Below are 20758 nucleotides of genomic sequence, written 5' to 3'. Positions count from 1 at the left end.
AAATTAAAAAATTAAATGAATTTTACAAAATTTAACGTTTTACGTTATACAATGAATTTTAAAACTATAATAGCATTATGTAGTAGTGCTATTTTTTTTGTGTCGTGCAATAAAAGCGAGGAAGTTGCCAAACCTTTAGGACAAGTTCGCCTCGAATATCCGCAACAAACTTATCTGTCTTTCAAAGAAAATGTACCTTATACTTTCCAATATTCAAACTTTGGAAAGGTCGTAGTGGGCAAAAAACCAAACTCTTTCAATATTGTTTATCCACGAATGAAAGCGACAATTTACCTGACATATTTTCCAGTTCAGTCTCCACAAGATTTAATCGTTCAAATAAAAGAAAGTGAGAGTTTTGTGCAAGAACAGACGGTTAAAGCCAGTTTTATCTCGCCACAAGAATTTTCTTTTCCAGAAAAAAAGGTTTTTGGTACTATGTATGAATTAGGAGGAGAATCAGCGATTAATATTCAGTTTCATGCGACGGATAGTGTAAAGAATTTTTTAGCAGGTTCGGTTTATTTCAAAACTCAACCAAAACCCGATTCTTTAGCTCCAGCAGTTGATTACATCAAAAAAGATGTAAAAAAATTGTTAGAAACCTTAGAATGGAAAAAATAAACCGCTTTGATAAATAAATTCGATTAATTTTGTAATCGTTTAATAAAATTAGAACATAAATAAATTTAAAACAATATGTTAATACAGATAGCTACCTTAATGCTTAGTTTGATGCTTTTAGTAATGTTGCACGAACTAGGACATTATGTAACAGCGCGATGGTTTGGCGTTCGTGTTGAACGTTTCTTTTGTTTTTTCGATGTGAAATTTGCCATTTGGAAAAAGAAAATTGGTGATACTGTTTACGGTATCGGTTGGTTGCCTCTTGGAGGATACGTAAAACTTTCGGGAATGATTGACGAAAGCATGGATTTGGAACAAATGAAACAAGAGCCAAAACCGTGGGAATTCCGTGTAAAACCAGCTTGGCAACGATTAATCATCATGTTAGGAGGTATTATTGTAAATATCATTTTAGCGATGATTATTTATACTATTTTATTCATTTCTCAAGGAAAAAGCTTTGTTGATGTAAACAAAATGCAATATGGAATCGAAGCGAATGCAACGCAAACTAAATTCGGCTTGCAAAAAGGTGATATTCCAGTTGGTGTAAATGGTGTTAAATATCAAGCATTAAATGAAATAGGAAAAGAAGCCTTGTTGGGTGGTGAAACTTTAGATGTAAAACGTCAAGGAAAAGAAGTTTCTTTACCAATTACAGAAGATTTCAGAACTGAAATTTTAAACGCTAAAGGCGCTTTCTTTATTCCTCAAATGCCAACCGTTGTGGATTCTGTTGTTGAGAATAGTGCAGCACAAAAAGCAGGTTTATTAAAAGATGATAAAGTAATTGCTATTGATGGTTTCACAACACCTCTATTTTCAGATTTAACAAATAAATTAAAAGAATACAAAGGAAAAACAGTTTCTTTAAGTGTTGAAAGAAAAGGCGAGCCTGTAGAGTTGATGGTAAATGTAGATAAAGATGGAAGCATTGGATTCCTAAGATCAACAGCATATTTAGATTCATTAATTTCTAAGGAAGATTATACAATTGGTGAAGGAATCGCAAAAGGAATTGTAGAGCCATTTGAAGCGATTGCAACGCAAGTTCGTGGAATTGGGACATTGTTCCAAGTAAAAGACGGTCGTAAGCAAGTTGCTGGACCAATTGGAATGGTAAAACAAATGCCAAAAGAATGGAACTGGTTATTTTTCTGGTCATTTACGGCAATGATTTCTGCTTGGTTAGCATTTATTAACTTATTACCAATTCCAGGTTTGGACGGTGGACATGCTGTTTTTGCCATCTATGAAATGATCACAGGTAAAAAACCAAGTGAAAAAGTTTTAGAAAAAGCACAAATGGTTGGCGTTGTAATTATCTTAGGATTAATGGTATTCATCTTCGGAAACGATATTGTGAATATGATTTTTAAATAAAATTTAAAATATTTTTTGTGGGTGTAAAAAATACTTCTATATTTGCACCCACAATTAAGCAACATTCCTCCTTAGCTCAGTTGGTTAGAGCATCTGACTGTTAATCAGAGGGTCCTTGGTTCGAGCCCAAGAGGAGGAGCTTTTTTAGTGAAATGTCAAACAAAGACTTAAAAATAAAATTTTAAAATATCGGATTTTCCTCCTTAGCTCAGTTGGTTAGAGCATCTGACTGTTAATCAGAGGGTCCTTGGTTCGAGCCCAAGAGGAGGAGCAAAAAAGATAATCAATTTGATTGTCTTTTTTTATTATTAAAAGTTTTACTATTTAAATAATAAATATGAATATTCTGAACTCGTTTCAGATTCTCATCATAAACAGTATACAATGTTGAAATAAATTCAACATGACAAACCACTTCTACAGAAGTGTTTTTTTTATTATAAATACTTAAAAACGTTTAATTAATATCATTTTTCATATTATTGCCAATCAAAAAAATAACTTATGAAAAAACTATTATTATTTGCTACACTTTCAGCGACTACATTTTTCGCATCTTGTAATAACGATGATGATTCTAATGTAGAATCGCATGAAGAATTATTAATTGGTAAATGGCAGATTAAAAACTCTGGATATTATTTGAATGGAAAAGAAATAATTGAAGAATACAATGAATGTGATTCTAAAACAAGTATAACTTTTAATAAAAATTTTACTTATTATAATGATTTTTATGAAGGAGGAGGAAATGACCCTTGTTATCATAGCCCGTCTGAAGGAAAATGGAGTTTAAAAAACAAACGAATTACCTTAACAGAAAATAACACTAATGATACTGAAATAGAAAATATCGAAATATTAACAAAAAATAGTTTAAGAATTTCATTTGGAGATGAGGACGCCTTTTTTATTAATTATACAAAATAACAAAAAAACCTCTCAAAATTGAGAGGTTTTTATCATTATATAAAAATTCTTTCGAATTAATCTTCAGCAAATAATTCTGCTTCGTCAGCTGGATTATCAACTGATGGTTTTCCATCTACTGGCTCACCTTTGATTAATGCGACAATTTTAGCTTCAATTTCTTCTGCCAATTCAGGATTATCTTTCAATACTTCTTTTACAGCATCGCGACCTTGTCCTAATTTGCTATCGTTGTATGAATACCAAGAACCAGATTTGTTTACAATTCCTTTCTCAACACCCATATCCAAAATTTCTCCAACTTTAGAAATTCCTTCACCGTACATAATATCAAATTCTGCTTGACGGAATGGAGGAGCAACTTTATTTTTAACCACTTTTACTTTCGAGTGATTTCCGATTACCTCATCTCCATTTTTGATTTGAGTAGAACGACGGATATCCAAACGTACAGATGCATAGAATTTTAAGGCATTACCACCAGTTGTTGTTTCTGGATTACCAAACATAACACCAATTTTTTCACGTAATTGGTTAATGAAAATCGCTGTACATTTCGTTTTATTAATTGTTCCTGTCAATTTACGTAAAGCTTGAGACATCAAACGCGCTTGTAATCCCATACGAGAATCTCCCATTTCACCTTCAATCTCCGCTTTTGGAGTAAGTGCCGCAACAGAGTCAATTACGATAATATCTATCGCTCCCGAACGAATTAAGTTATCTGCAATTTCTAATGCTTGCTCACCATTATCTGGTTGAGAAATAATTAAGTTTTCTACATCAACACCCAATTTCGCTGCATAATAACGGTCAAAAGCATGCTCAGCATCAATAAAAGCAGCGATACCACCAGCTTTTTGCGCTTCAGCAATAGCGTGTAATGTCAATGTTGTTTTACCAGAAGATTCTGGCCCATAGATTTCGATAACACGTCCGCGAGGATAACCTCCTACTCCTAACGCTAAATCTAATCCCAAAGATCCAGAAGGAATTACTTCTATTTTATCATCAACAGCCGAATCTCCCATACGCATTACAGTTCCTTTTCCGTAAGCTTTGTCCATCTTATCTAAGATTAGCTGTAACGCTTTCTTTTTATTGTCTAAATCGCTCATTATATTATTTTTTATTTTTCTAAAATTTGTTTTGCGTGTTCTTTTGTTTTCACTTTTTCAATTACATCCGTAATCATTCCTTTTTCATCAATAATGAACGTTGTACGATGAATTCCATCAAATTCGCGTCCCATAAATTTCTTTGGTCCCCAAACACCGAAAGCATTCAGAATTTCATGATTTTCATCTGCAAGCAAAGGAAAACGTAAATTGTTTTTCTCAGCAAAATTCTTTTGTCTTTTCACAGAATCTGCACTTACTCCAACCAAATGATAACCTTGCGCCTTCAACGCATTTTCGTTATCGCGTAAATCACATACTTCGGCTGTACAACCTGGTGTACTTGCTTTTGGATAAAAGAAAACGACTAATTTTTTTCCTGCAAAATCTTGGTACGAAACTTCGTTTCCATCTTGATCAATTCCTTTAAAATCTGGAACTTTATCTCCTATTTTTAACATCTTGATTTGTCTTTAGAACTTCTCGTAAAAATAATGATTAAATCTTGAATCGTAACTGATTTAACTAATTAATCTTTTATTTATACTACAAATGTAATGTTATACAACGCCAAAATAAGTCGCTAAATATTTACTTTTATTTTTTTGTAAGAAAGCTTGTGGCTGATTATTTAAAGCATAATTAAAGATGTTTCATTATTTTTACACAAAAAGTTTCAGAACTTATGATGTTAAAGAAAGAGCGTATCCAATTTGTGATTGATGAATTGGAAAAATTATATCCAGTTCCACCAATTCCATTAGACCATCAAGATGCTTTTACATTATTGATCGCCGTTTTATTATCTGCCCAAACAACAGATAAAAAAGTGAATCAAGTAACACCCGAATTATTTGCGAAAGCTGCTAACGCAAAAGCAATGTCGTTATTAGAAGTAGATGAAATAAAATATTATATCCGCGAAATTGGTTTATCAAACACAAAAGCCAAAAATATCAAACGGTTGTCCGAAATTTTAATCGAGAAATACGATGGCGAAGTTCCAGAAGGTTTTGAAGAATTAGAAGAATTACCTGGCGTTGGACACAAAACCGCTTCGGTAGTGATGTCTCAATGGTTTGGTCATCCTGCTTTTCCTGTCGACACACATATTCATCGTTTGATGAAATTATGGAAATTGACAAAAGGTAAAAATGTTGAGGAAACAGAAAAAGATGCGAAGAAAATCTTTCCAAAAGAGTTGTGGAACAAATTACATATTCAAATCATTTATTATGGACGTGAATATTCTCCTGCACGCGCTTGGAGTTTAGACAAAGATTTTATTACACGAAAAATGTTCGAATAAAAAATACCTTCCAAGATGGAAGGTATTTTTCTTTATTATTTTACAATTTCAAAAACTTGCAAACGAAGCTTTATCGTATCTATTTTACTCAACGTATCTTGCAAAATCAAATATTTTGGATCTAACTGCTTCACATAATAATTGTACGTTGTATCTTTTGTTTCCATTGTCAACAAACGTTTTGTTTTAGACGTATTATACACATACGTTCCTATCGTTTGTTCTTGTACACAATTTCCTTTTTCGGTCTTATACATGTTAGAATTATAATTCGTAACATCCGAAAAATCTAATGTAGATTGTCGTTCACAAGCCAACAACTTGTCTGTTTCCGTTATATTCCCTTTCGTTTTTCTAATTTCTTTCAATTGCCATTTTCCAGATCGCAACAATTGATCTTGCGATATTGCCAACGAATCGTCTTCTTTGCACGAAAAAGCTGAAAGCAATAAAATTGATGCTAAAAATAGGCTGAATATATTTTTCATTCGGTTCAATAATTATGTGGTAAAAATAAAGATTTTGAATGACGTAAAGTGAATATAAAAAATAAACCTGAAAACTTATTTTCTTTATTTATTGTTTACGTAAAATATCATAACTGATTGTATTTGCTATTTTCTCGAATTCCTTATCAGAATCTACAATTTTTTTATCAATATATGTTTCAAAAGTTATCGTTTTATCTTGATTAATTTTCACAATTCTATCCTCAAAAATATAATCATCAATGTAAAATTGAATTCTATTATCAACAATTCGCCACAATGTTAATCGAGGCTCACTAGGAAAACAATTGCCATTACTTCCTTCTACATAGTTATAAATAGCATATCCATTATCCCAAATTGTATAATTTCTCATTAACCGACAATCATCAAATTCTTTAGACACTTTTTTGCCATTTTCATAAAAGCCTGATTCTTGTAACTTCCAAAAACCAATCACATTATCAGGTTTTAATTGTTGAGAAAACATTTTTGAAGAGAATAAGATTAATAGAATTAAAATAATTTTTTTCATAAGATTGATTTACCTTGTAAAGGTATATTTTTTACCTTATCAAATAAAAAGAATGAAAAAATTCATACTAGAAACTTCCGACAAATATCCAATTGCCATAACCTCTTTTGGCGAAAACAATGCAACCAAAAAAATCATTGTCATTTCGTCTGCAATTGGTGTTAAACAAACTTTTTATGCCAAATATGCAACGTATTTAGCTAATAAGGGATATTTGGTTTTTACGTATGATTATCGCGGAATCGGCGATTCTAAACCCAAAAAATTAAAAGATTTTAAAGCGCATTTTACAGATTGGGCCGACAAAGATTTTTTAAGTTTAACACAATATATCGAAGAATTTTATCCCAATCACGAAAAATTCTTAATTGGTCATAGTATCGGTGGAATTATGATTGGTTTGACACGCGCTTACAAAGTTTATGATAAAATTGTAACGATTGGTTCTCAATATGGCTATATCAAAAATTTTCATCAAAAAGATAAAACTAAAGTGAATTTCTTTTTTCGCATTGCGATTCCTGTTTTATCTGCTTTTTACGGTTTTTTTCCTTCTCAAAAAGTTGGAATGGGCGAACCAATTCCAATCGGGATCGCAAAAGATTGGCGAAAACTAATTCTGAATGAAACTTCAATTCTAGGTTACGCTGATGAAACGCAAAATTTGTATGATGAAATTACAAAACCTGTTTTAATCATTAGTTTGGATGATGATTTTATGGCAACACCAAAATCTGTAGATTTATTTGGGAAATTAGTTTTGAAAAATGCGAAGAAAAAACGTTTGAATATCGTTCCAAAAGAATATGGGTTGGATGAAATTGGACATTTGGATTTCTTTCGAGAAAAAAATAAAACCGAAATTTGGCATATTCCTCTTGATTATATTGAACAATAAAAAAAGCTCGAGAATTTCTCGAGCTTTTAGCTTTTTATAAACGAATTCCAACTCCACCCAAAACATTAATTCCGGCTTGTGGAAAATAATATCCTCCTCCATAATAATAACCGTTTGATTCGTATTCTACATCAAATAAATTATTAATCAAGAACGAAAATTCAAGGTTTTTAATTCCTTTTACTTTTGGCGAATATCGAATCAAAAGATCCGAAACTAAATAACTATCTAATTTTCCATCTGCTGGTTCTGTATTTGATAAATATTGTTCACCAACATATTTATTCGTCAAATTAATCAATACATTTTTGAAAGGAACAGCTTCAAAACCGAAAGCAGAAATCACATCTGGTGAAAGCGCAATTTTTGTCTTTCCGTATTCTTTTACAGAAGAACTTCCATCAACATCCCAAACTTCCTCTTTGTAATTATTATGTTTGTTTTCGCTAAACGTAATATTTCCAAAAACATTCAAACGATTTGGAATAATCTTATAGTTTGCATCAAATTCGACTCCTCGTCTAAAACTTTTTCCTGAATTAATTCTTTTTCGACTTCCTACATCATTCAATTCTCCAGTTGGCACCAATTGATCACGGTAATCCATATAATACAAATTCGCACTCAAAGCAAGACGACCACTTTTTCTGTAACCCAATTCGTAATCTTGTAAAAATTCGGCTTTTGGTTTTTTATCTTTATCATTCAAACCTGCATAATCAATACGCAAAGGTTCACGTTGAGAAATTCCGTACGAAGCATACAATACATTTGAAGAATTGATTTTAAAATTTATTCCAGCTTTTGGATTCACAAAATTGAATGTATCCGAAAATGGTCTGAAATCTTCCTCATCATTTTTTCCATTTGGTAAATATTTCGCATCATAATCAACATAACGATATTGCAAATCACCAAACAATTCAAATTTATTCAATTGATACAATACTTTCGCATAAGCAGCCAATTGCTTTTTCACAGAACGATTGTTGTAATATTTGAAATCTTTATCCTTAAAACCTGTGCCTTTTACCCATAAGACATTTCCATAATGATCGCCATCATATTCGTTTGCAGATAATCCGAAAAATACTTTAAAATCGTTTAATTTTTGATTTTCAACTTCAAGATTAAAACCATAAAAATCATTATCAAGATATTCACGATTAATTAAATTTCTTTTTTCTGAAGTTAAATAATCCAATTTATAACGTTTCAAACTGCGATTATTTTTATAGCTCTCGTAATAACCTTTACCTTTTGTGTAATGAACTGTTAAATTTGATTTCCAATTATTCCCAAAATCTTGTAACCACGAAAGAAAATAATGATTTTGACGGTAATTATCAGTGTGATTTTTATAAAAACCTTCAACCTTTCCATTTTCGTCTAAAATTTCTCCTTCAAAATTATATGTTCTATCATTTTTTAAAGTTTCAGCATCTACACCACTCCATGCCTGATACGTTTGTTCTTTTCCAAACATATTCTGAAATCTAAACTTTGTTTTTTCATTCAATTCATATAGAGCTGTAAAATCATAAGAGATTAAATCTGACCAAGATCTGTCTACATATCCATCCGAATTTATCTTAGAAAAACGTCCATCAATACTCAATTTATTATTTAGTATTTTTCCCGTACCAGCCTGAACTGTATATTTTTGTGTTTTATAATTTCCGAAAGAAACATTTGCTTCTGCAAAAGGAACGGTAGACGGATTTTGAGATTCGATATTAACACTTGCTCCAAAAGAAGCCATTCCGTTTGATGAAGTTCCAACTCCTCTCTGAATTATCATAGAGCTTGTAGATGAAGCCAAATCTGGCATATTCACCCAAAAAACACCTTGAGATTCAGGATTATTAAGCGGAATTCCATTTAATGTAACGTTGATTGATTGTTCATTAAGTCCACGAATTTTGATAGACGAATAACCAATTCCTGTTCCTGTATCAGAAGTTATAGAAACAGACGTAGCAGAATTTAACAAATTTGGAACATCTTGTCCCAAATTCTTCTTTTGTAACATTTTATCAGTTACCTTTTCAACTGTAATCGGAAGTTTTTCGACAATTGAAACTTCTCCTAATTGAATTTCTTCTTTTTGAATAGAATCTTTTTCTTGTGCATAAAGAATAGATGCACCAAATAATGACAATAAAAAAATCGACCTTTTCATAATTAATTTTAAAAAATATTATGAAAGGAGCCATCTTACACTTTTATAATTTACGCGCGAATGTAATTTGGTGAAGTACCAGTTCCCTTAGCAGCATTACCTGCCCAGGTTCTTTGGGTATAATCTCAGCCTCTTGTAAAGAAGCACCCCTTTCGATTGAACTTCAAAGGTAATCTTTTTTTTGAAATTTAAAAATTAACCCAAATTCTTAATCTATTTTCAGTTCTGCAACAATCGGAAAATGATCTGATTTTATATCATCTCCACGATAAAAATTGGTCACTTTTATTTTTTTCGAAACCCAACATTGGTCGATATTTGTGCGGAAAATTGGAATAAAAGCATTCCAAGAATTATTCAATCCAAAACCAGAACGAGCATCTTTCATTTTATCCGATTGCACCAATTTGAAGTTCGGAGAATAAACTGTTGAATTCAAATCGCCAACTAAAATGATATTTTCATTCGGTAAAGCATCTATTTCCTGCTTCATTAATTCGTATTGTTTATTTCGTCTTTCAAAACGAGCCTGATTTGGTAATGGCGGAACTGGATGTGTCGCTAAAATACTAACAGACTTACCGTCTACAGAAATTTCCGCTAAAATAGAGGGATGCATCTCATCAATGTAATTTTTTGTAGACACTTTTTTAAATGGTATTTTAGAATAAATGGCAATTCCGAAATTGTTACTTCTAACTTCTTCTTTATAATATGGATACTCTTTTCTTATAAATTCTACATTTTTTTGCCAAGATGGAGTTAGTTCTTGCAAAACGATAACATCAGCAGTTTCTGTACCTAAATATTTTTGTAGATGCTGAAATTCATCATTCTGAGAAAAAATATTAATCGAAATAATCTTGAAATTAGATTGCTCACCTCTCGCATTTTCTCCAAAATAGAAATTTCCTAAATTTTTGTACGTAATAATCGGAATAGCAACGAGTGGAATCAACCACAAAATATTTTTCTTTTCTTGTTTACGAATCGAATAATTGTAAATCAAACACAAGAAAAAAGCAATAATTAGTGCATAAACAGAATATTGCACCAACATATCAAATACAAAGTATTGGTAAAAACTTCTACTCGATAAATAAATTCCCAGAAATACTAAAAATAAAATTTTACTCCACTTTGTTAACATCTCGTCAATACTTTTTTTGATCTCGTAAAAATAGAAATTATATTATTCATTAACTTCGCAATATGATAAAAATCGGAATTTTAGGAGGAGGACAATTGGGATATATGTTTTTGCAAAATGCATTACAATACCCTTGCGAGATTAGTATTTTAGATCCGGCTGCTGATGCACCTTGTGCACCACATGCACATCATTTTATACAAGGCGATTTCAAAGATTATGAAACAGTTGTCGCTTTTGGAAAAGATCTAGATGCAATCGGGATTGAAATTGAGCATGTTAATGTTGATGCTTTGCGTTATCTAAAATCTATTGGAAAGCGAGTTGTTCCAGACCCTGAGGCTTTAGCGATTATTCAAGACAAAGGAGTTCAGAAAGAATTTTATGTCAACAACAATATTCCGACTGCGCCTTATTTTAGATTAGATAATTGGGAAGAGTTGAAATCAAAACAAGACATCAATTATCCAATTTTCCAAAAATCAAGAAAAGATGGTTATGATGGAAAAGGTGTACAATTCTTAAAATCTGAAGCTGATTTAGACAAAATGCTTCAAGCACCTTCTATTTTCGAAACACCTGCCGATTTAGATCGCGAAATTGCAGTGGTTACAGTTGCCGATCATTCAGGAAATATCGTGACTTATCCAACCGTAGAATTTGTTATCAACGAAGAATATAATTTATTAGATTATTTATTAATGCCTTCTACACTTCCGAAAGAAATCACTGAACGTGCGGAACAAATTGCTCGCGATGTTGTAAAAGCATTGAAATCTTCAGGAGTTTTCGCAGTAGAAATGTTTGTTAACAAAGACCAATCTATTTGGGTTAACGAAACAGCTTCTCGTGTTCACAATTCGGGACATTCGACAATCGAAGCAGCATATTCATCACAATTTGACCAAATGTTAAGAACCTTAATGCAATTACCACTTGGTTCTACAAAATTGTTTACAACTTCTGCTATGGTTAACTTAATTGGTGCTGAAGGAGAAACTGGATCAGCTGAAATAGAAAACATTGAAGAGTTATTAACAATACCAGGAACATTTTTACATTGGTACGCGAAAACAATCACAAAACCAGGTCGAAAAATGGGACACGTTACATTGGTTAACGATGATTTAAAACAATTAAAACAAAACATAAAACAAGTTAACGCAACGGTGAAAGTCGTAGCAAAAAAGTAACAACTATGGTAGGAATTATAATGGGAAGTGATAGCGATTTGCCTATCATGAAACAAGCTGCTGATCTATTAACAGAATTAAATATACCTTTCGAATTAACAATTGTTTCTGCGCATCGTACGCCACAACGTATGTTTGATTATGCAAAAACAGCGCACGAACGTGGAATAAATGTCATTATTGCTGGTGCAGGAGGCGCTGCACATTTGCCAGGAATGGTTGCATCAATTACGCCTCTTCCTGTAGTTGGTGTTCCAATTAAATCGTCTAATTCGATTGATGGTTGGGATTCTATTTTATCTATTTTGCAAATGCCAAATGGTATTCCAGTTGCTACAGTTGCAGTAAATGCAGCGAAGAATGCAGGAATTTTGGCTGCGCGTATTTTAGGAGCTACTAATCCAACTTTGCAAGAAAGGTTAATCCAATATCAAGAAGATTTACAAAAAGCCGTAGAAGCGAAAATAGAGCTTGTAAAAGGCGAATATCCGAATGGGTTTGATAAGTAAGATTTAAGAAATATTCTAATAGAAAAAGCATCAATTAAAAATTGATGCTTTTTTGCTTTATTCACCTATCTTTTTTAAACTTCTCAATTTACCAAGAAGAAATTCATATTGATATACTGCTTTCAAAATTTCTTTAGTAAATTCTATTGATATTTCCACTTCAAATTTACCTACCTCATTAAATGTATTTGATTCAATATGGGCGGCATCATTTCCAAGAAGTCTTAACTCTTGCATACCCTCAATTAATTCTTTTGGAATTAAAATTTTAGTTCCTAAATCTTGTAATTTTAAATATAAATTTTTTCCATCTACTTTTCTATCAAGACAAATCTCTTCTAAAGTTTTTCTAATCATTATAGCAGATGCTACAAAGCAATTATTTGAATGAGAAATAACTGCCTCTTGAAAAGCATTTATTACTTTTTCTGGAATATTTTCTTTATCAAAGGGTATTGTATCTGATGGATAAGTTAATATTATATCATTCATTGAATTATTATATACAAAGAATAAATGCCCTAAACAAGTTCTATTTGGACAACGTCGAAGTCCAAATGTTTTTGGATTTGAAAAAGTATCCTTTACATATACATCGGTACCTATAGACTCAAATGTTCCATTATGACCACAATGTGGGCATCTAATTGAAATTCTTGTTCCTTCCGAATTTTGAATATTTCCTTCTAATTTAAACTTCATTTATTTTAATATTAATAAAGATATCTATAAAACTAAAAACTCCCAAACTTATTAAGCTTGGGAGTTTTTTATTATAAGAAATTTTAAATCTTAACGTAAAGCTCTATCGCGGTTATCTACCACATCAGCAGCTTGAATCAATGATTGTAACAATGTTTGTTGGAAACGTCCTTGTAATTGACGGTTTAAATTATCCAAAATCATTGAACCTTTTTGATTCTTTTGAATTTGTTGATTTGAAGGAATAATGTAGAAAACTCCAGCATTACCTGCAATCGCTTTAGAAGATTGATTTGGTTTTACACCAAACGCAGCTCCTACAACTTTAGGCTCTAAACCAATTCCAGTTAAATTAGAATTAGAGAAGTTAACCGTAGCATTTCCTTTTTTCGCTCCAAATTTAGAAGCAAAAGCATTCAATCCACCATTCGCAACTTGCTCGTCAACCAATTTAGCAACTTTTTCGTGCATCAAAACTGGCTCTACATATTGACGAACAACACTTGGATGCGCCAAACCTTTGTCAAATTTTTCAACTAAATGAACAACGATGTAATCTCCTGTAGAAGATGTAAACAAGTTTGTTGCCCCTTTATCTGTTTTCTTGCCAAAAGCCCATTTTAAGATATCTCCGTCCTGATCGTTTGGAATATCTTGACCAATCGCAGCATAACGCTCAATACCTTCTGTTGTATTATTTAAATAACCACCTTTTTTCGCAGTATTTTTGAAATCATTCAATGATTTTCCTTCAACATTCTGAACATATGTTCTTGCATTTGTAAATGCTTTTTCTGTTGTCGCTTTAGAAGGCTCAATTGTTTTTACAATGTTTGCAACTTGATAAGCTGTTTTGTTTTTCGCATCATCAACTTTGATGATATGGAACCCAAATTGAGATTCTACCAAATCAACTGTTCCAACTGGTTTTGTAAAAATAAATCCATTGTAAGTTTGATCTAATTGATTGTTTTTTCCAACCCAACCAATGCTTCCTTTTTGTACAGCAGATGATTTATCATCAGATTTTGTTGAAGCTACTTCACCAAAAGAAGCTGGATTAGCTTTTACTTCAGCTAAAATTTGCTCAGCTAATTTTTTTGCTTCGTCTTTTGTACGTTTTACTCCGTTTCCAGCAGCACTTCCTGTATAAGAAACTAAGATGTGACTAGATTTTACAGAATCTTTTACTTCTTTCGATTTCGAAAGTTTGTATAATTGGTATGTATTTCCAATTTTGAAAGGTCCACCAATTTGTCCAACCGTAGCAGTTTTCAAGAAGTTTGTAGCTTCTGGTCCTAATTGAGCTTGTTCCAATTCTGCTTTTGTAAAATAATTTGGAATAAATGGTTTCTCAGAATTTTGAGTCACATAAACCGAATCACTTTTTGCAGAACCAAATGCTGCAATTGTATCTGTAACATTGTTTACTTCGTCATGAACAATTTGAGTTGACAGATACTTTTTGATGTTTGCTAAAGCAACAGCGTCATCAGCAGTCGAAGCTCCAGCAGGGAAATAAGTGTAACTTAATTTTACTAAACCTTCTGCTTTGAACAATTTTGGATATTTCGCTTCGTAAGCAGAAATTTCTTCGTCTGTTACTTTTACATTTAATTTTTTAGCCAAAGTTGCATAATCAACAAATGCATACTGAATATTTGCATTCGAAATATTGTATCCTTGTTGAATATCCGCTTCTTTACCTGTAACCGCTGTACCAGCCATTACATAACCAAAATATTTTTGAGATAAAATCTGTAATTTTATTTGTTCAGCAGTTTGCAACCAACCTCTATATTGTTGTTGCGCTTCTGGGCTTGATGCCGCATTCGCTTCTAATTGAGCAATCTGTTGTTGTGCTTCTGCACCAGATGCCATTCCGAAGTTTTGAGCTGTATAGCTCCAAAATTCATCATCAGAAACTTTTAAACCTAATTTTTCAGCATGTTGTTTCAACACTTTCTGACTAACTAAGCTGTTCCAAGTTTGTTGAGCAATTTGATTTGGAGTTGCAGTTTGACCTTGATTTTCGTACATCTTTTGTGTTTGATCGTACGCACTCTGATATTCTGCAATACCAATAGGTTCTCCGTTCACTGTACCAACTACAGACGGATCTCCAGTAAATAATTGTTTTATTTTTGAATTCTCTCCGAATAAATCTCCTGCAACGAAAGCTAACATTGCAACTCCGATTACCACGAAGATCAGCCAAGTTTTTTTACGAATTTCTCCTAAAACTGCCATTGTTTTATTTTAATGTTATTTCTATAATAGGTGGCGAAAATACGACAATACATTGAATAATAAAATAGAAGAAGCGACAAGTATGCGCTTTTTTGTTAATTTTTTTAACGCTCTTTAGAATTTTTGATTATCATCAACATACTTAAATCCTTGATTATTGAATAAAGTATAGGTTTCTAAATCGTCAGTAGCTTGCAAACCGTTTTTCGCTGTTAACGAATCGCCTTCCTTGCTAATTAAGTAAACTTCTTTCGATGTATAAACTGTTTTATTTTTCTTATTCCAAAATAATTGCTCGCTTTTCAACGAATCACCTTTCTCATTTACGATAATTACATTTCCTCTACCTTCGTAGATTCCTGTTACATCACTTAATCTTCCCCAATCTGCCTGAAAATAACCTGGTTTCACACTTCCTTTTTGATAAAAGTCAAGGTTTAAACCTTTTCTAAAAATCGTGTAAGGAGAATCTACGGTTGTATATTCTTCGATTAATGGTGAACGCAAATTACCCGAAATTCTTCCAGAATCTTTGTTGATAATATTTGCATTGATAAGTGTGCGTGTTGGGAATTCTACCTTCTTTTTACTGATAGGAGGAAGTTCTTTTTTACAAGAAAAAAGCAAAACGAAAACGCTAATCAGACCAAATACAATACTCGGTTTAATTAAAACTTTTTCGTTTGCTTTTTTATACAATTTTTGTTTGTCCAAAATTAGTCAATAACTCTTTTTCTAAACCAAATATCGTTAATATCAAATCCAACTTTAACTCCGAAATAATTTTCTTTGATTAAGTTGTTTGTTGTTTTTCCTTTTTGTCCGTACTCTAACGAAATATTCATCATAGAGCCATCATTTTGTTTTCCAATTGGAAATCCAAAACCTAAAGTTGCTCCATAAGCATCAATATCTGTTCCGTGAATAGAATACTGAGCTGATTGATAATACATCCCAGCGCGATACGTTACACGATTAAAATAACTTTTGTAACTGTTATAATCTGGAATCCAATATCCTCCAACTGCCAAACGTACATTGTTTTTGTAATCTACTGCAGAAGACATTGTAGTATTTTGACCTTCTAATGGTTGAGAGAAATCTTTCCAATTATTATATTTCGCTTCTACAGCTAACGACCACGTATTATCTTTAGAATATGATGCTCCTAAAGTAAATTGTTGTGGAATCTTAGTTTTTCCATTATCAATTCTAATAATAGAAATTGTATCTACAGAAGATTGTGTTGTTCCGATATATGTGTAAGAAGTTGTAAGATCTGTCACATCTGTTCTTAACTTAGTTCCTAATGTATAAGTAGCACCAATGTTTAAATTGTTATTTTTTCCAATTTTCTTCGTATACATAGATCCTAACGTAAATTGAGCACCACGATAGTTCGATTTATCGCTATAATCTACAGCTAAACTTGCTCCATCTACAGCTAAAATCTCGTTACGTTGCAACTCTCCGAAAAGATAATTAACACGCAAACCTAAAGAAAATCCTTTTGAAAGATTTCTTGAATAAAAAGCATGAAGACTATTTAACCCTCCATCACCTTTCATCTGTACAGTTTGTTTGATATTATTTTTCTCAGAAGTATTCATAATATCATATCCCAACGCTGTGTAAGGTTGAAAACCAACTCCGAAACTTCCTTTTTCACCAACTGGAAAAGCCAATGAAATATTAGAAACATTGAAACGACCTGCATTTTCTTTATCTGTTCCAGATTTGAAATTATAATTAGTTCCACTTCCACTTGCATTGAAAGTTGTCATACGCAAGTTTTGGTTTGCTGCAGGATTCGAAAAATTCGCACTTTGTCCAAAAGGATTCGTAGGAACCGTTGAGATACCGCCCATACCAGCTTGTTCAGTATTATTATCAAACAATTGCTCCCCTACTCCGTATGCCGAATAAGGTGAAACTGATATTGACTGAGCTTTTATTGTTACCACGCTAAATAGTGATAAACTACAAATAATCCACTTCATTATGAATGTATAATAGAATTCTAAGACGCAAATATGATGATTTGTTGCGAATTGTAAAAATTAGATTGCAAAAATGAGTTGTTAAATCTCTATTAAAATATTAAAACCACTCATTTTTTGCAAAGATAAAAATATTTTAAAATTTATTTCTCGGTAAATGAACAAGATAGCTTTTTCGTCTAAAAAATATTTTAAATAATGTTTGGTAGAACGGATTTTCGCTCTATATTTGCATCACAATTAAGGCGGTGCCTTAGCTCAGTTGGTAGAGCAAAGGACTGAAAATCCTTGTGTCCCTGGTTCGATTCCTGGAGGCACCACTGCTTAAAACCTCAATCAAATGATTGAGGTTTTTTTTGTTTTAGTATTTCAAATGTTAATAATATCTTAAAAAAAATATTTTCAATTAAAAAAAGCCGATGTAGAAATACATCGGCTTTTACTTTTTATGTTGAAATAATTATTACGCTTGTTGCGCTTTAATTAAATTTAATGCTGAACCAGCTTTGAACCATTCAATTTGTTGTGCATTGTATGTATGATTTGCTTCAACTAAATCTTTAGATCCATCTGCATGAACAAACTCGATTGTCAAAGGTTTTCCTGGCGCAAATTCTGTTAAGTCTATAAAGTTGATTGTATCATCTTCTTGTACTTTATCATAATCTGCTTTATCCGCAAATGTCAAGGCTAACATTCCTTGTTTTTTAAGATTTGTTTCGTGGATACGCGCAAAAGAACGTACCAATACCGCTACAGCACCTAAATGACGTGGTTGCATTGCCGCATGCTCACGAGAAGAACCTTCTCCATAGTTTTCGTCACCAACAATTACAGAAGGTACACCTGCCGCTTTATATGCACGTGCAGTGTCTGGAACTGGTCCGTATTCTCCTGTTAATTGATTTTTAACTGAATTAGTTTCTTGGTTGAATGCATTTACAGCACCAATCAAAGTATTATTCGAAATATTATCTAAGTGTCCACGGAAACGTAACCAAGGTCCAGCCATAGAAATATGGTCAGTTGTACATTTACCAAATGCTTTTATTAATAATTTAGCTCCAATAATATTTTCACCATTCCAAGGTTTGAAACCTTCTAATAATTGTAAACGCTCAGAATTTGGATTCACGATCACTTCTACACGAGAACCATCTTCTACTGGCGCTTGATATCCATTATCTTCGTAAGCATAACCTTTTGTTGGTAATTCCTCTCCTTTTGGAGCATCTAGCATTACTTCTTCACCAAATTTATTGATTAATTTATCTGTTAATGGATTAAAATCTAAACGTCCAGAAATTGCAATCGCCGCAACCATTTCAGGTGATGTTACGAAAGCATATGTATTTGGATTTCCGTCCGCACGTTTTTTGAAGTTACGGTTGAATGAGTGAACGATTGTATTTTTTTCTTCTTTATCCGCTCCTTCACGATCCCATTGACCAATACAAGGTCCACAAGCATTTGTAAAGATAACTGCATCTAAATCCTCGAAAGTTTTTAATAAACCATCACGATCGGCTGTATAACGAACTACCTCAGAACCTGGGTTAATTCCGAAAGATGATTTCGCTTCTAAACCTTTGTCTAAAGCTTGTTGCGCAATCGAAGCAGCACGTGTCAAATCTTCGTAAGAAGAGTTTGTACAAGAACCGATTAATCCCCATTCAACATCTAAAGGCCAACCATTCGCTGCTGCAGTTTCTTTCATTTTAGAAACTGGTGTCATTAAATCTGGCGTAAAAGGACCATTCAAACGAGGCTCTAATTCAGATAAGTTGATTTCGATTAATTGATCATAGAAATTTTCTGGATTTGCATAAACTTCATCATCCGAACGTAAATAAGATTTGTGAGCATTTGCAGCATCTGCTACATCATTACGATCAGTTGCTCTTAAATATCTTTCTGAAGCATCATCATAAGCGAAGATTGAAGTTGTTGCTCCAATTTCTGCACCCATGTTACAAATTGTTCCTTTACCTGTTGCAGATAAAGACTCAGCTCCTTCTCCAAAATACTCTACAATTGCTCCTGTTCCACCTTTTACAGTTAAACGTCCAGCAACTTCTAAGATAACGTCTTTTGGAGCAGCCCAACCAGATAATTTACCTGTTAATTTAACTCCGATTAATTTTGGCATTTTTAATTCCCAAGCCATTCCAGACATTACATCAACAGCATCGGCACCACCAACACCAATTGCTACCATTCCTAATCCACCTGCATTTGGCGTGTGAGAATCGGTACCAATCATCATTCCTCCTGGAAATGCATAGTTTTCTAATACTACTTGGTGAATAATTCCTGCACCTGGTTTCCAGAATCCAATTCCATATTTATTCGAAACTGATTCTAAGAAATTAAATACTTCTGATGATTTATTGATTGCTTCTTGTAAATCGGTTTTTGCTCCAACTTTAGCTTGAATCAAGTGATCACAGTGAACTGTAGAAGGAACAGCCGTTTTTGTTTTTCCAGCTTGCATAAATTGCAACAAAGCCATTTGAGCAGTTGCATCTTGCATTGCTACACGATCTGGCGCAAAATCTACATAAGATTCTCCTCTAGTATACGCTTGCGTTGGTTTTCCGTCAAACAAGTGAGCATATAAAATTTTCTCTGAGTACGTTAAAGGTCGACCTACGATAGTTTTCGCAGCATCTACACGTTCTTGCATTTTGGCATAAACGCCTTTAATCATATTTATATCAAATGCCATAATAATTGATTTATTTAATTGGTTTTAATTTATCAAAAAACATACCCCAATATACTGAATTATTTAATATTTAACGTGTATAAATGGTTAATAGCCTTATTTAAATCAATTCTAACTTATTTAGTTGCAACATCATAATTTGATTTAAGGAAATACAAGCTATTTTGCTTAAGACAGAATTGATGACTCCAAAAAACATTAAAATCTGTAGTCATTCTGTAGATATTTCTTCAAAAGGACGTAGTGAATTTGTAGTAGATTAATGTTTTGAAAAGATAATATTTTCGAAGAAATTTGACTTATCAACCTAAAAAATTAATTCAACATGATAATATTCGGAACACGCTCTGGAAAGCTTAAATCCCCACAAACAAAAGCCGATAATTGCAATTATTGTCAAACAAATGAAAGTGTTTGGTATTATTTCTTTCAACGATATATTCATATTTTTTGGATTCCGGTAATTCCGATTGGTAAAACTGGTTCAAGCGTTTGCGGACATTGCAAACAAGTTCTGTCAGTGAATGAAATGTCTGAAAATCAAAAACAAGAATTTTTAAAAATTAAGAAAGATTTAAAAACACCTTTTGGATACAAAATAGCTCTAATCCTACTCGCTGGATTGATTCTGTTACCATTTTTGATAGGATTATTTCAAAACATTTTCAAATAGAAACATCTTATCAACCATAAATTTATGTCACAAAAAAAAGGCTAACACCGAAATGTTAGCCTTTTATATATCATTTTCTACGA

General features: G+C 32.5%; 19 protein-coding genes and 3 tRNA genes. 11 read left to right on the top strand and 11 right to left on the bottom strand.

Annotation, left to right across the window (positions count from 1 at the left end):
* Positions 1-15: 15 nt before the first annotated feature.
* The 5 genes from B3578_RS00795 (at position 16) to B3578_RS00775 (ending at position 2940) form a co-directional block, all read left to right on the top strand.
* Positions 16-624: a gliding motility lipoprotein GldD gene (locus B3578_RS00795; protein WP_260391997.1), complete on the top strand. Its 609-nt coding sequence runs from the start codon at positions 16-18 to the stop codon at positions 622-624.
* Positions 625-699: 75 nt separating this feature from the next.
* Entirely contained in the window at positions 700-2010 is a 1311-nt protein-coding gene (gene rseP, locus B3578_RS00790) for an RIP metalloprotease RseP (protein ID WP_221854425.1), read from the top strand.
* Between the two features lie 65 nt (positions 2011-2075).
* A tRNA-Asn gene (locus tag B3578_RS00785) sits at positions 2076-2149 on the top strand.
* A 58-nt stretch (positions 2150-2207) separates the two neighbouring features.
* A tRNA-Asn gene (locus tag B3578_RS00780) sits at positions 2208-2281 on the top strand.
* 233 nt (positions 2282-2514) lie between these two features.
* A complete protein-coding gene (locus tag B3578_RS00775; RefSeq protein WP_286496160.1) occupies positions 2515-2940 on the top strand; it encodes a lipocalin family protein in 426 nt (141 codons plus the stop codon).
* Between the two features lie 56 nt (positions 2941-2996).
* Here B3578_RS00775 and recA read toward each other — a convergent pair whose 3' ends face one another.
* The gene (gene recA, locus B3578_RS00770; protein ID WP_038333157.1) at positions 2997-4058 is read right to left on the bottom strand and encodes a recombinase RecA; all 1062 of its coding nucleotides are present in this window, start codon (positions 4056-4058) and stop codon (positions 2997-2999) included.
* Between the two features lie 11 nt (positions 4059-4069).
* Entirely contained in the window at positions 4070-4525 is a 456-nt protein-coding gene (gene bcp / locus B3578_RS00765) for a thioredoxin-dependent thiol peroxidase (RefSeq protein ID WP_291046400.1), read from the bottom strand.
* A 221-nt stretch (positions 4526-4746) separates the two neighbouring features.
* Here bcp and nth point away from each other — a divergent pair, with 221 nt between their 5' ends.
* Entirely contained in the window at positions 4747-5367 is a 621-nt protein-coding gene (gene nth / locus B3578_RS00760) for an endonuclease III (RefSeq protein WP_038333161.1), read from the top strand.
* Between the two features lie 35 nt (positions 5368-5402).
* On the opposite strand, the gene B3578_RS00755 is transcribed toward nth, so the two are convergent.
* A complete protein-coding gene (locus B3578_RS00755) occupies positions 5403-5855 on the bottom strand; it encodes a lipocalin family protein (RefSeq protein WP_291046313.1) in 453 nt (150 codons plus the stop codon).
* Positions 5856-5943: 88 nt separating this feature from the next.
* A complete protein-coding gene (locus B3578_RS00750; protein ID WP_291046310.1) occupies positions 5944-6390 on the bottom strand; it encodes a lipocalin family protein in 447 nt (148 codons plus the stop codon).
* Between the two features lie 52 nt (positions 6391-6442).
* Between B3578_RS00750 and B3578_RS00745 the strand changes: the two genes are divergently transcribed.
* On the top strand, positions 6443-7288 hold the full coding sequence (locus B3578_RS00745) for an alpha/beta fold hydrolase (RefSeq protein WP_291046307.1): 846 nt from the start codon (positions 6443-6445) through the stop codon (positions 7286-7288).
* Between the two features lie 34 nt (positions 7289-7322).
* Here B3578_RS00745 and B3578_RS00740 read toward each other — a convergent pair whose 3' ends face one another.
* Both B3578_RS00740 and B3578_RS00735 read right to left on the bottom strand, forming a co-directional pair.
* Positions 7323-9470, bottom strand: a complete 2148-nt coding sequence (locus tag B3578_RS00740) for a TonB-dependent receptor (RefSeq protein ID WP_291046304.1) — start codon at positions 9468-9470, stop codon at positions 7323-7325.
* 208 nt (positions 9471-9678) lie between these two features.
* Positions 9679-10620, bottom strand: a complete 942-nt coding sequence (locus B3578_RS00735) for an endonuclease/exonuclease/phosphatase family protein (protein ID WP_291046302.1) — start codon at positions 10618-10620, stop codon at positions 9679-9681.
* Positions 10621-10682: 62 nt separating this feature from the next.
* Between B3578_RS00735 and B3578_RS00730 the strand changes: the two genes are divergently transcribed.
* Positions 10683-11813 (top strand): 5-(carboxyamino)imidazole ribonucleotide synthase, encoded by a 1131-nt coding sequence (locus B3578_RS00730; protein ID WP_291046300.1) that lies wholly within the window; start codon positions 10683-10685, stop codon positions 11811-11813.
* 5 nt (positions 11814-11818) lie between these two features.
* Positions 11819-12322: a 5-(carboxyamino)imidazole ribonucleotide mutase gene (gene purE / locus B3578_RS00725; protein WP_038333183.1), complete on the top strand. Its 504-nt coding sequence runs from the start codon at positions 11819-11821 to the stop codon at positions 12320-12322.
* Between the two features lie 57 nt (positions 12323-12379).
* On the opposite strand, the gene B3578_RS00720 is transcribed toward purE, so the two are convergent.
* From B3578_RS00720 to B3578_RS00705, 4 genes are all read right to left on the bottom strand, one after another.
* Entirely contained in the window at positions 12380-13024 is a 645-nt protein-coding gene (locus B3578_RS00720; protein WP_291046296.1) for a DUF4145 domain-containing protein, read from the bottom strand.
* 90 nt (positions 13025-13114) lie between these two features.
* The gene (locus tag B3578_RS00715; protein WP_280050902.1) at positions 13115-15274 is read right to left on the bottom strand and encodes a SurA N-terminal domain-containing protein; all 2160 of its coding nucleotides are present in this window, start codon (positions 15272-15274) and stop codon (positions 13115-13117) included.
* Positions 15275-15388: 114 nt separating this feature from the next.
* A complete protein-coding gene (gene lptC, locus B3578_RS00710) occupies positions 15389-15973 on the bottom strand; it encodes an LPS export ABC transporter periplasmic protein LptC (RefSeq protein ID WP_291046290.1) in 585 nt (194 codons plus the stop codon).
* 17 nt (positions 15974-15990) lie between these two features.
* Complete coding sequence (locus tag B3578_RS00705) at positions 15991-17274, bottom strand: OmpP1/FadL family transporter (RefSeq protein WP_291046288.1); 1284 nt, start codon at positions 17272-17274, stop codon at positions 15991-15993.
* A 247-nt stretch (positions 17275-17521) separates the two neighbouring features.
* On the opposite strand from B3578_RS00705, the gene B3578_RS00700 reads away from it, so the two are divergent.
* Positions 17522-17594, top strand: a tRNA-Phe gene (locus B3578_RS00700).
* A gap of 143 nt (positions 17595-17737) precedes the next feature.
* Here the strand turns inward: B3578_RS00700 and B3578_RS00695 are convergent.
* The gene (locus B3578_RS00695) at positions 17738-20002 is read right to left on the bottom strand and encodes an aconitate hydratase (protein WP_291046285.1); all 2265 of its coding nucleotides are present in this window, start codon (positions 20000-20002) and stop codon (positions 17738-17740) included.
* 325 nt (positions 20003-20327) lie between these two features.
* Here B3578_RS00695 and B3578_RS00690 point away from each other — a divergent pair, with 325 nt between their 5' ends.
* A complete protein-coding gene (locus tag B3578_RS00690) occupies positions 20328-20675 on the top strand; it encodes a hypothetical protein (RefSeq protein ID WP_038334953.1) in 348 nt (115 codons plus the stop codon).
* Positions 20676-20758 lie beyond the last annotated feature (83 nt).

This window comes from Empedobacter sp. UBA1574, from assembly GCF_002322895.1.
Lineage (GTDB): Bacteria > Bacteroidota > Bacteroidia > Flavobacteriales > Weeksellaceae > Empedobacter > Empedobacter falsenii_B.
This window is presented reverse-complemented; position numbering and strand designations above follow the sequence as displayed.

Excerpts from the sequence above, each read along its gene's own strand:
- B3578_RS00795 (WP_260391997.1), top strand. The coding sequence starts at position 16 with ATGAATTTTACAAAATTTAACGTTTTACGTTATACAATGAATTTTAAA.
- rseP (WP_221854425.1), top strand. The coding sequence starts at position 700 with ATGTTAATACAGATAGCTACCTTAATGCTTAGTTTGATGCTTTTAGTA.
- B3578_RS00775 (WP_286496160.1), top strand. The coding sequence starts at position 2,515 with ATGAAAAAACTATTATTATTTGCTACACTTTCAGCGACTACATTTTTC.
- recA (WP_038333157.1), bottom strand. The coding sequence starts at position 4,058 with ATGAGCGATTTAGACAATAAAAAGAAAGCGTTACAGCTAATCTTAGAT.
- nth (WP_038333161.1), top strand. The coding sequence starts at position 4,747 with ATGTTAAAGAAAGAGCGTATCCAATTTGTGATTGATGAATTGGAAAAA.
- B3578_RS00755 (WP_291046313.1), bottom strand. The coding sequence starts at position 5,855 with ATGAAAAATATATTCAGCCTATTTTTAGCATCAATTTTATTGCTTTCA.
- B3578_RS00750 (WP_291046310.1), bottom strand. The coding sequence starts at position 6,390 with ATGAAAAAAATTATTTTAATTCTATTAATCTTATTCTCTTCAAAAATG.
- B3578_RS00745 (WP_291046307.1), top strand. The coding sequence starts at position 6,443 with ATGAAAAAATTCATACTAGAAACTTCCGACAAATATCCAATTGCCATA.
- B3578_RS00740 (WP_291046304.1), bottom strand. The coding sequence starts at position 9,470 with ATGAAAAGGTCGATTTTTTTATTGTCATTATTTGGTGCATCTATTCTT.
- B3578_RS00735 (WP_291046302.1), bottom strand. The coding sequence starts at position 10,620 with ATGTTAACAAAGTGGAGTAAAATTTTATTTTTAGTATTTCTGGGAATT.
- B3578_RS00730 (WP_291046300.1), top strand. The coding sequence starts at position 10,683 with ATGATAAAAATCGGAATTTTAGGAGGAGGACAATTGGGATATATGTTT.
- purE (WP_038333183.1), top strand. The coding sequence starts at position 11,819 with ATGGTAGGAATTATAATGGGAAGTGATAGCGATTTGCCTATCATGAAA.
- B3578_RS00720 (WP_291046296.1), bottom strand. The coding sequence starts at position 13,024 with ATGAAGTTTAAATTAGAAGGAAATATTCAAAATTCGGAAGGAACAAGA.
- B3578_RS00715 (WP_280050902.1), bottom strand. The coding sequence starts at position 15,274 with ATGGCAGTTTTAGGAGAAATTCGTAAAAAAACTTGGCTGATCTTCGTG.
- B3578_RS00705 (WP_291046288.1), bottom strand. The coding sequence starts at position 17,274 with ATGAAGTGGATTATTTGTAGTTTATCACTATTTAGCGTGGTAACAATA.
- B3578_RS00695 (WP_291046285.1), bottom strand. The coding sequence starts at position 20,002 with ATGGCATTTGATATAAATATGATTAAAGGCGTTTATGCCAAAATGCAA.
- B3578_RS00690 (WP_038334953.1), top strand. The coding sequence starts at position 20,328 with ATGATAATATTCGGAACACGCTCTGGAAAGCTTAAATCCCCACAAACA.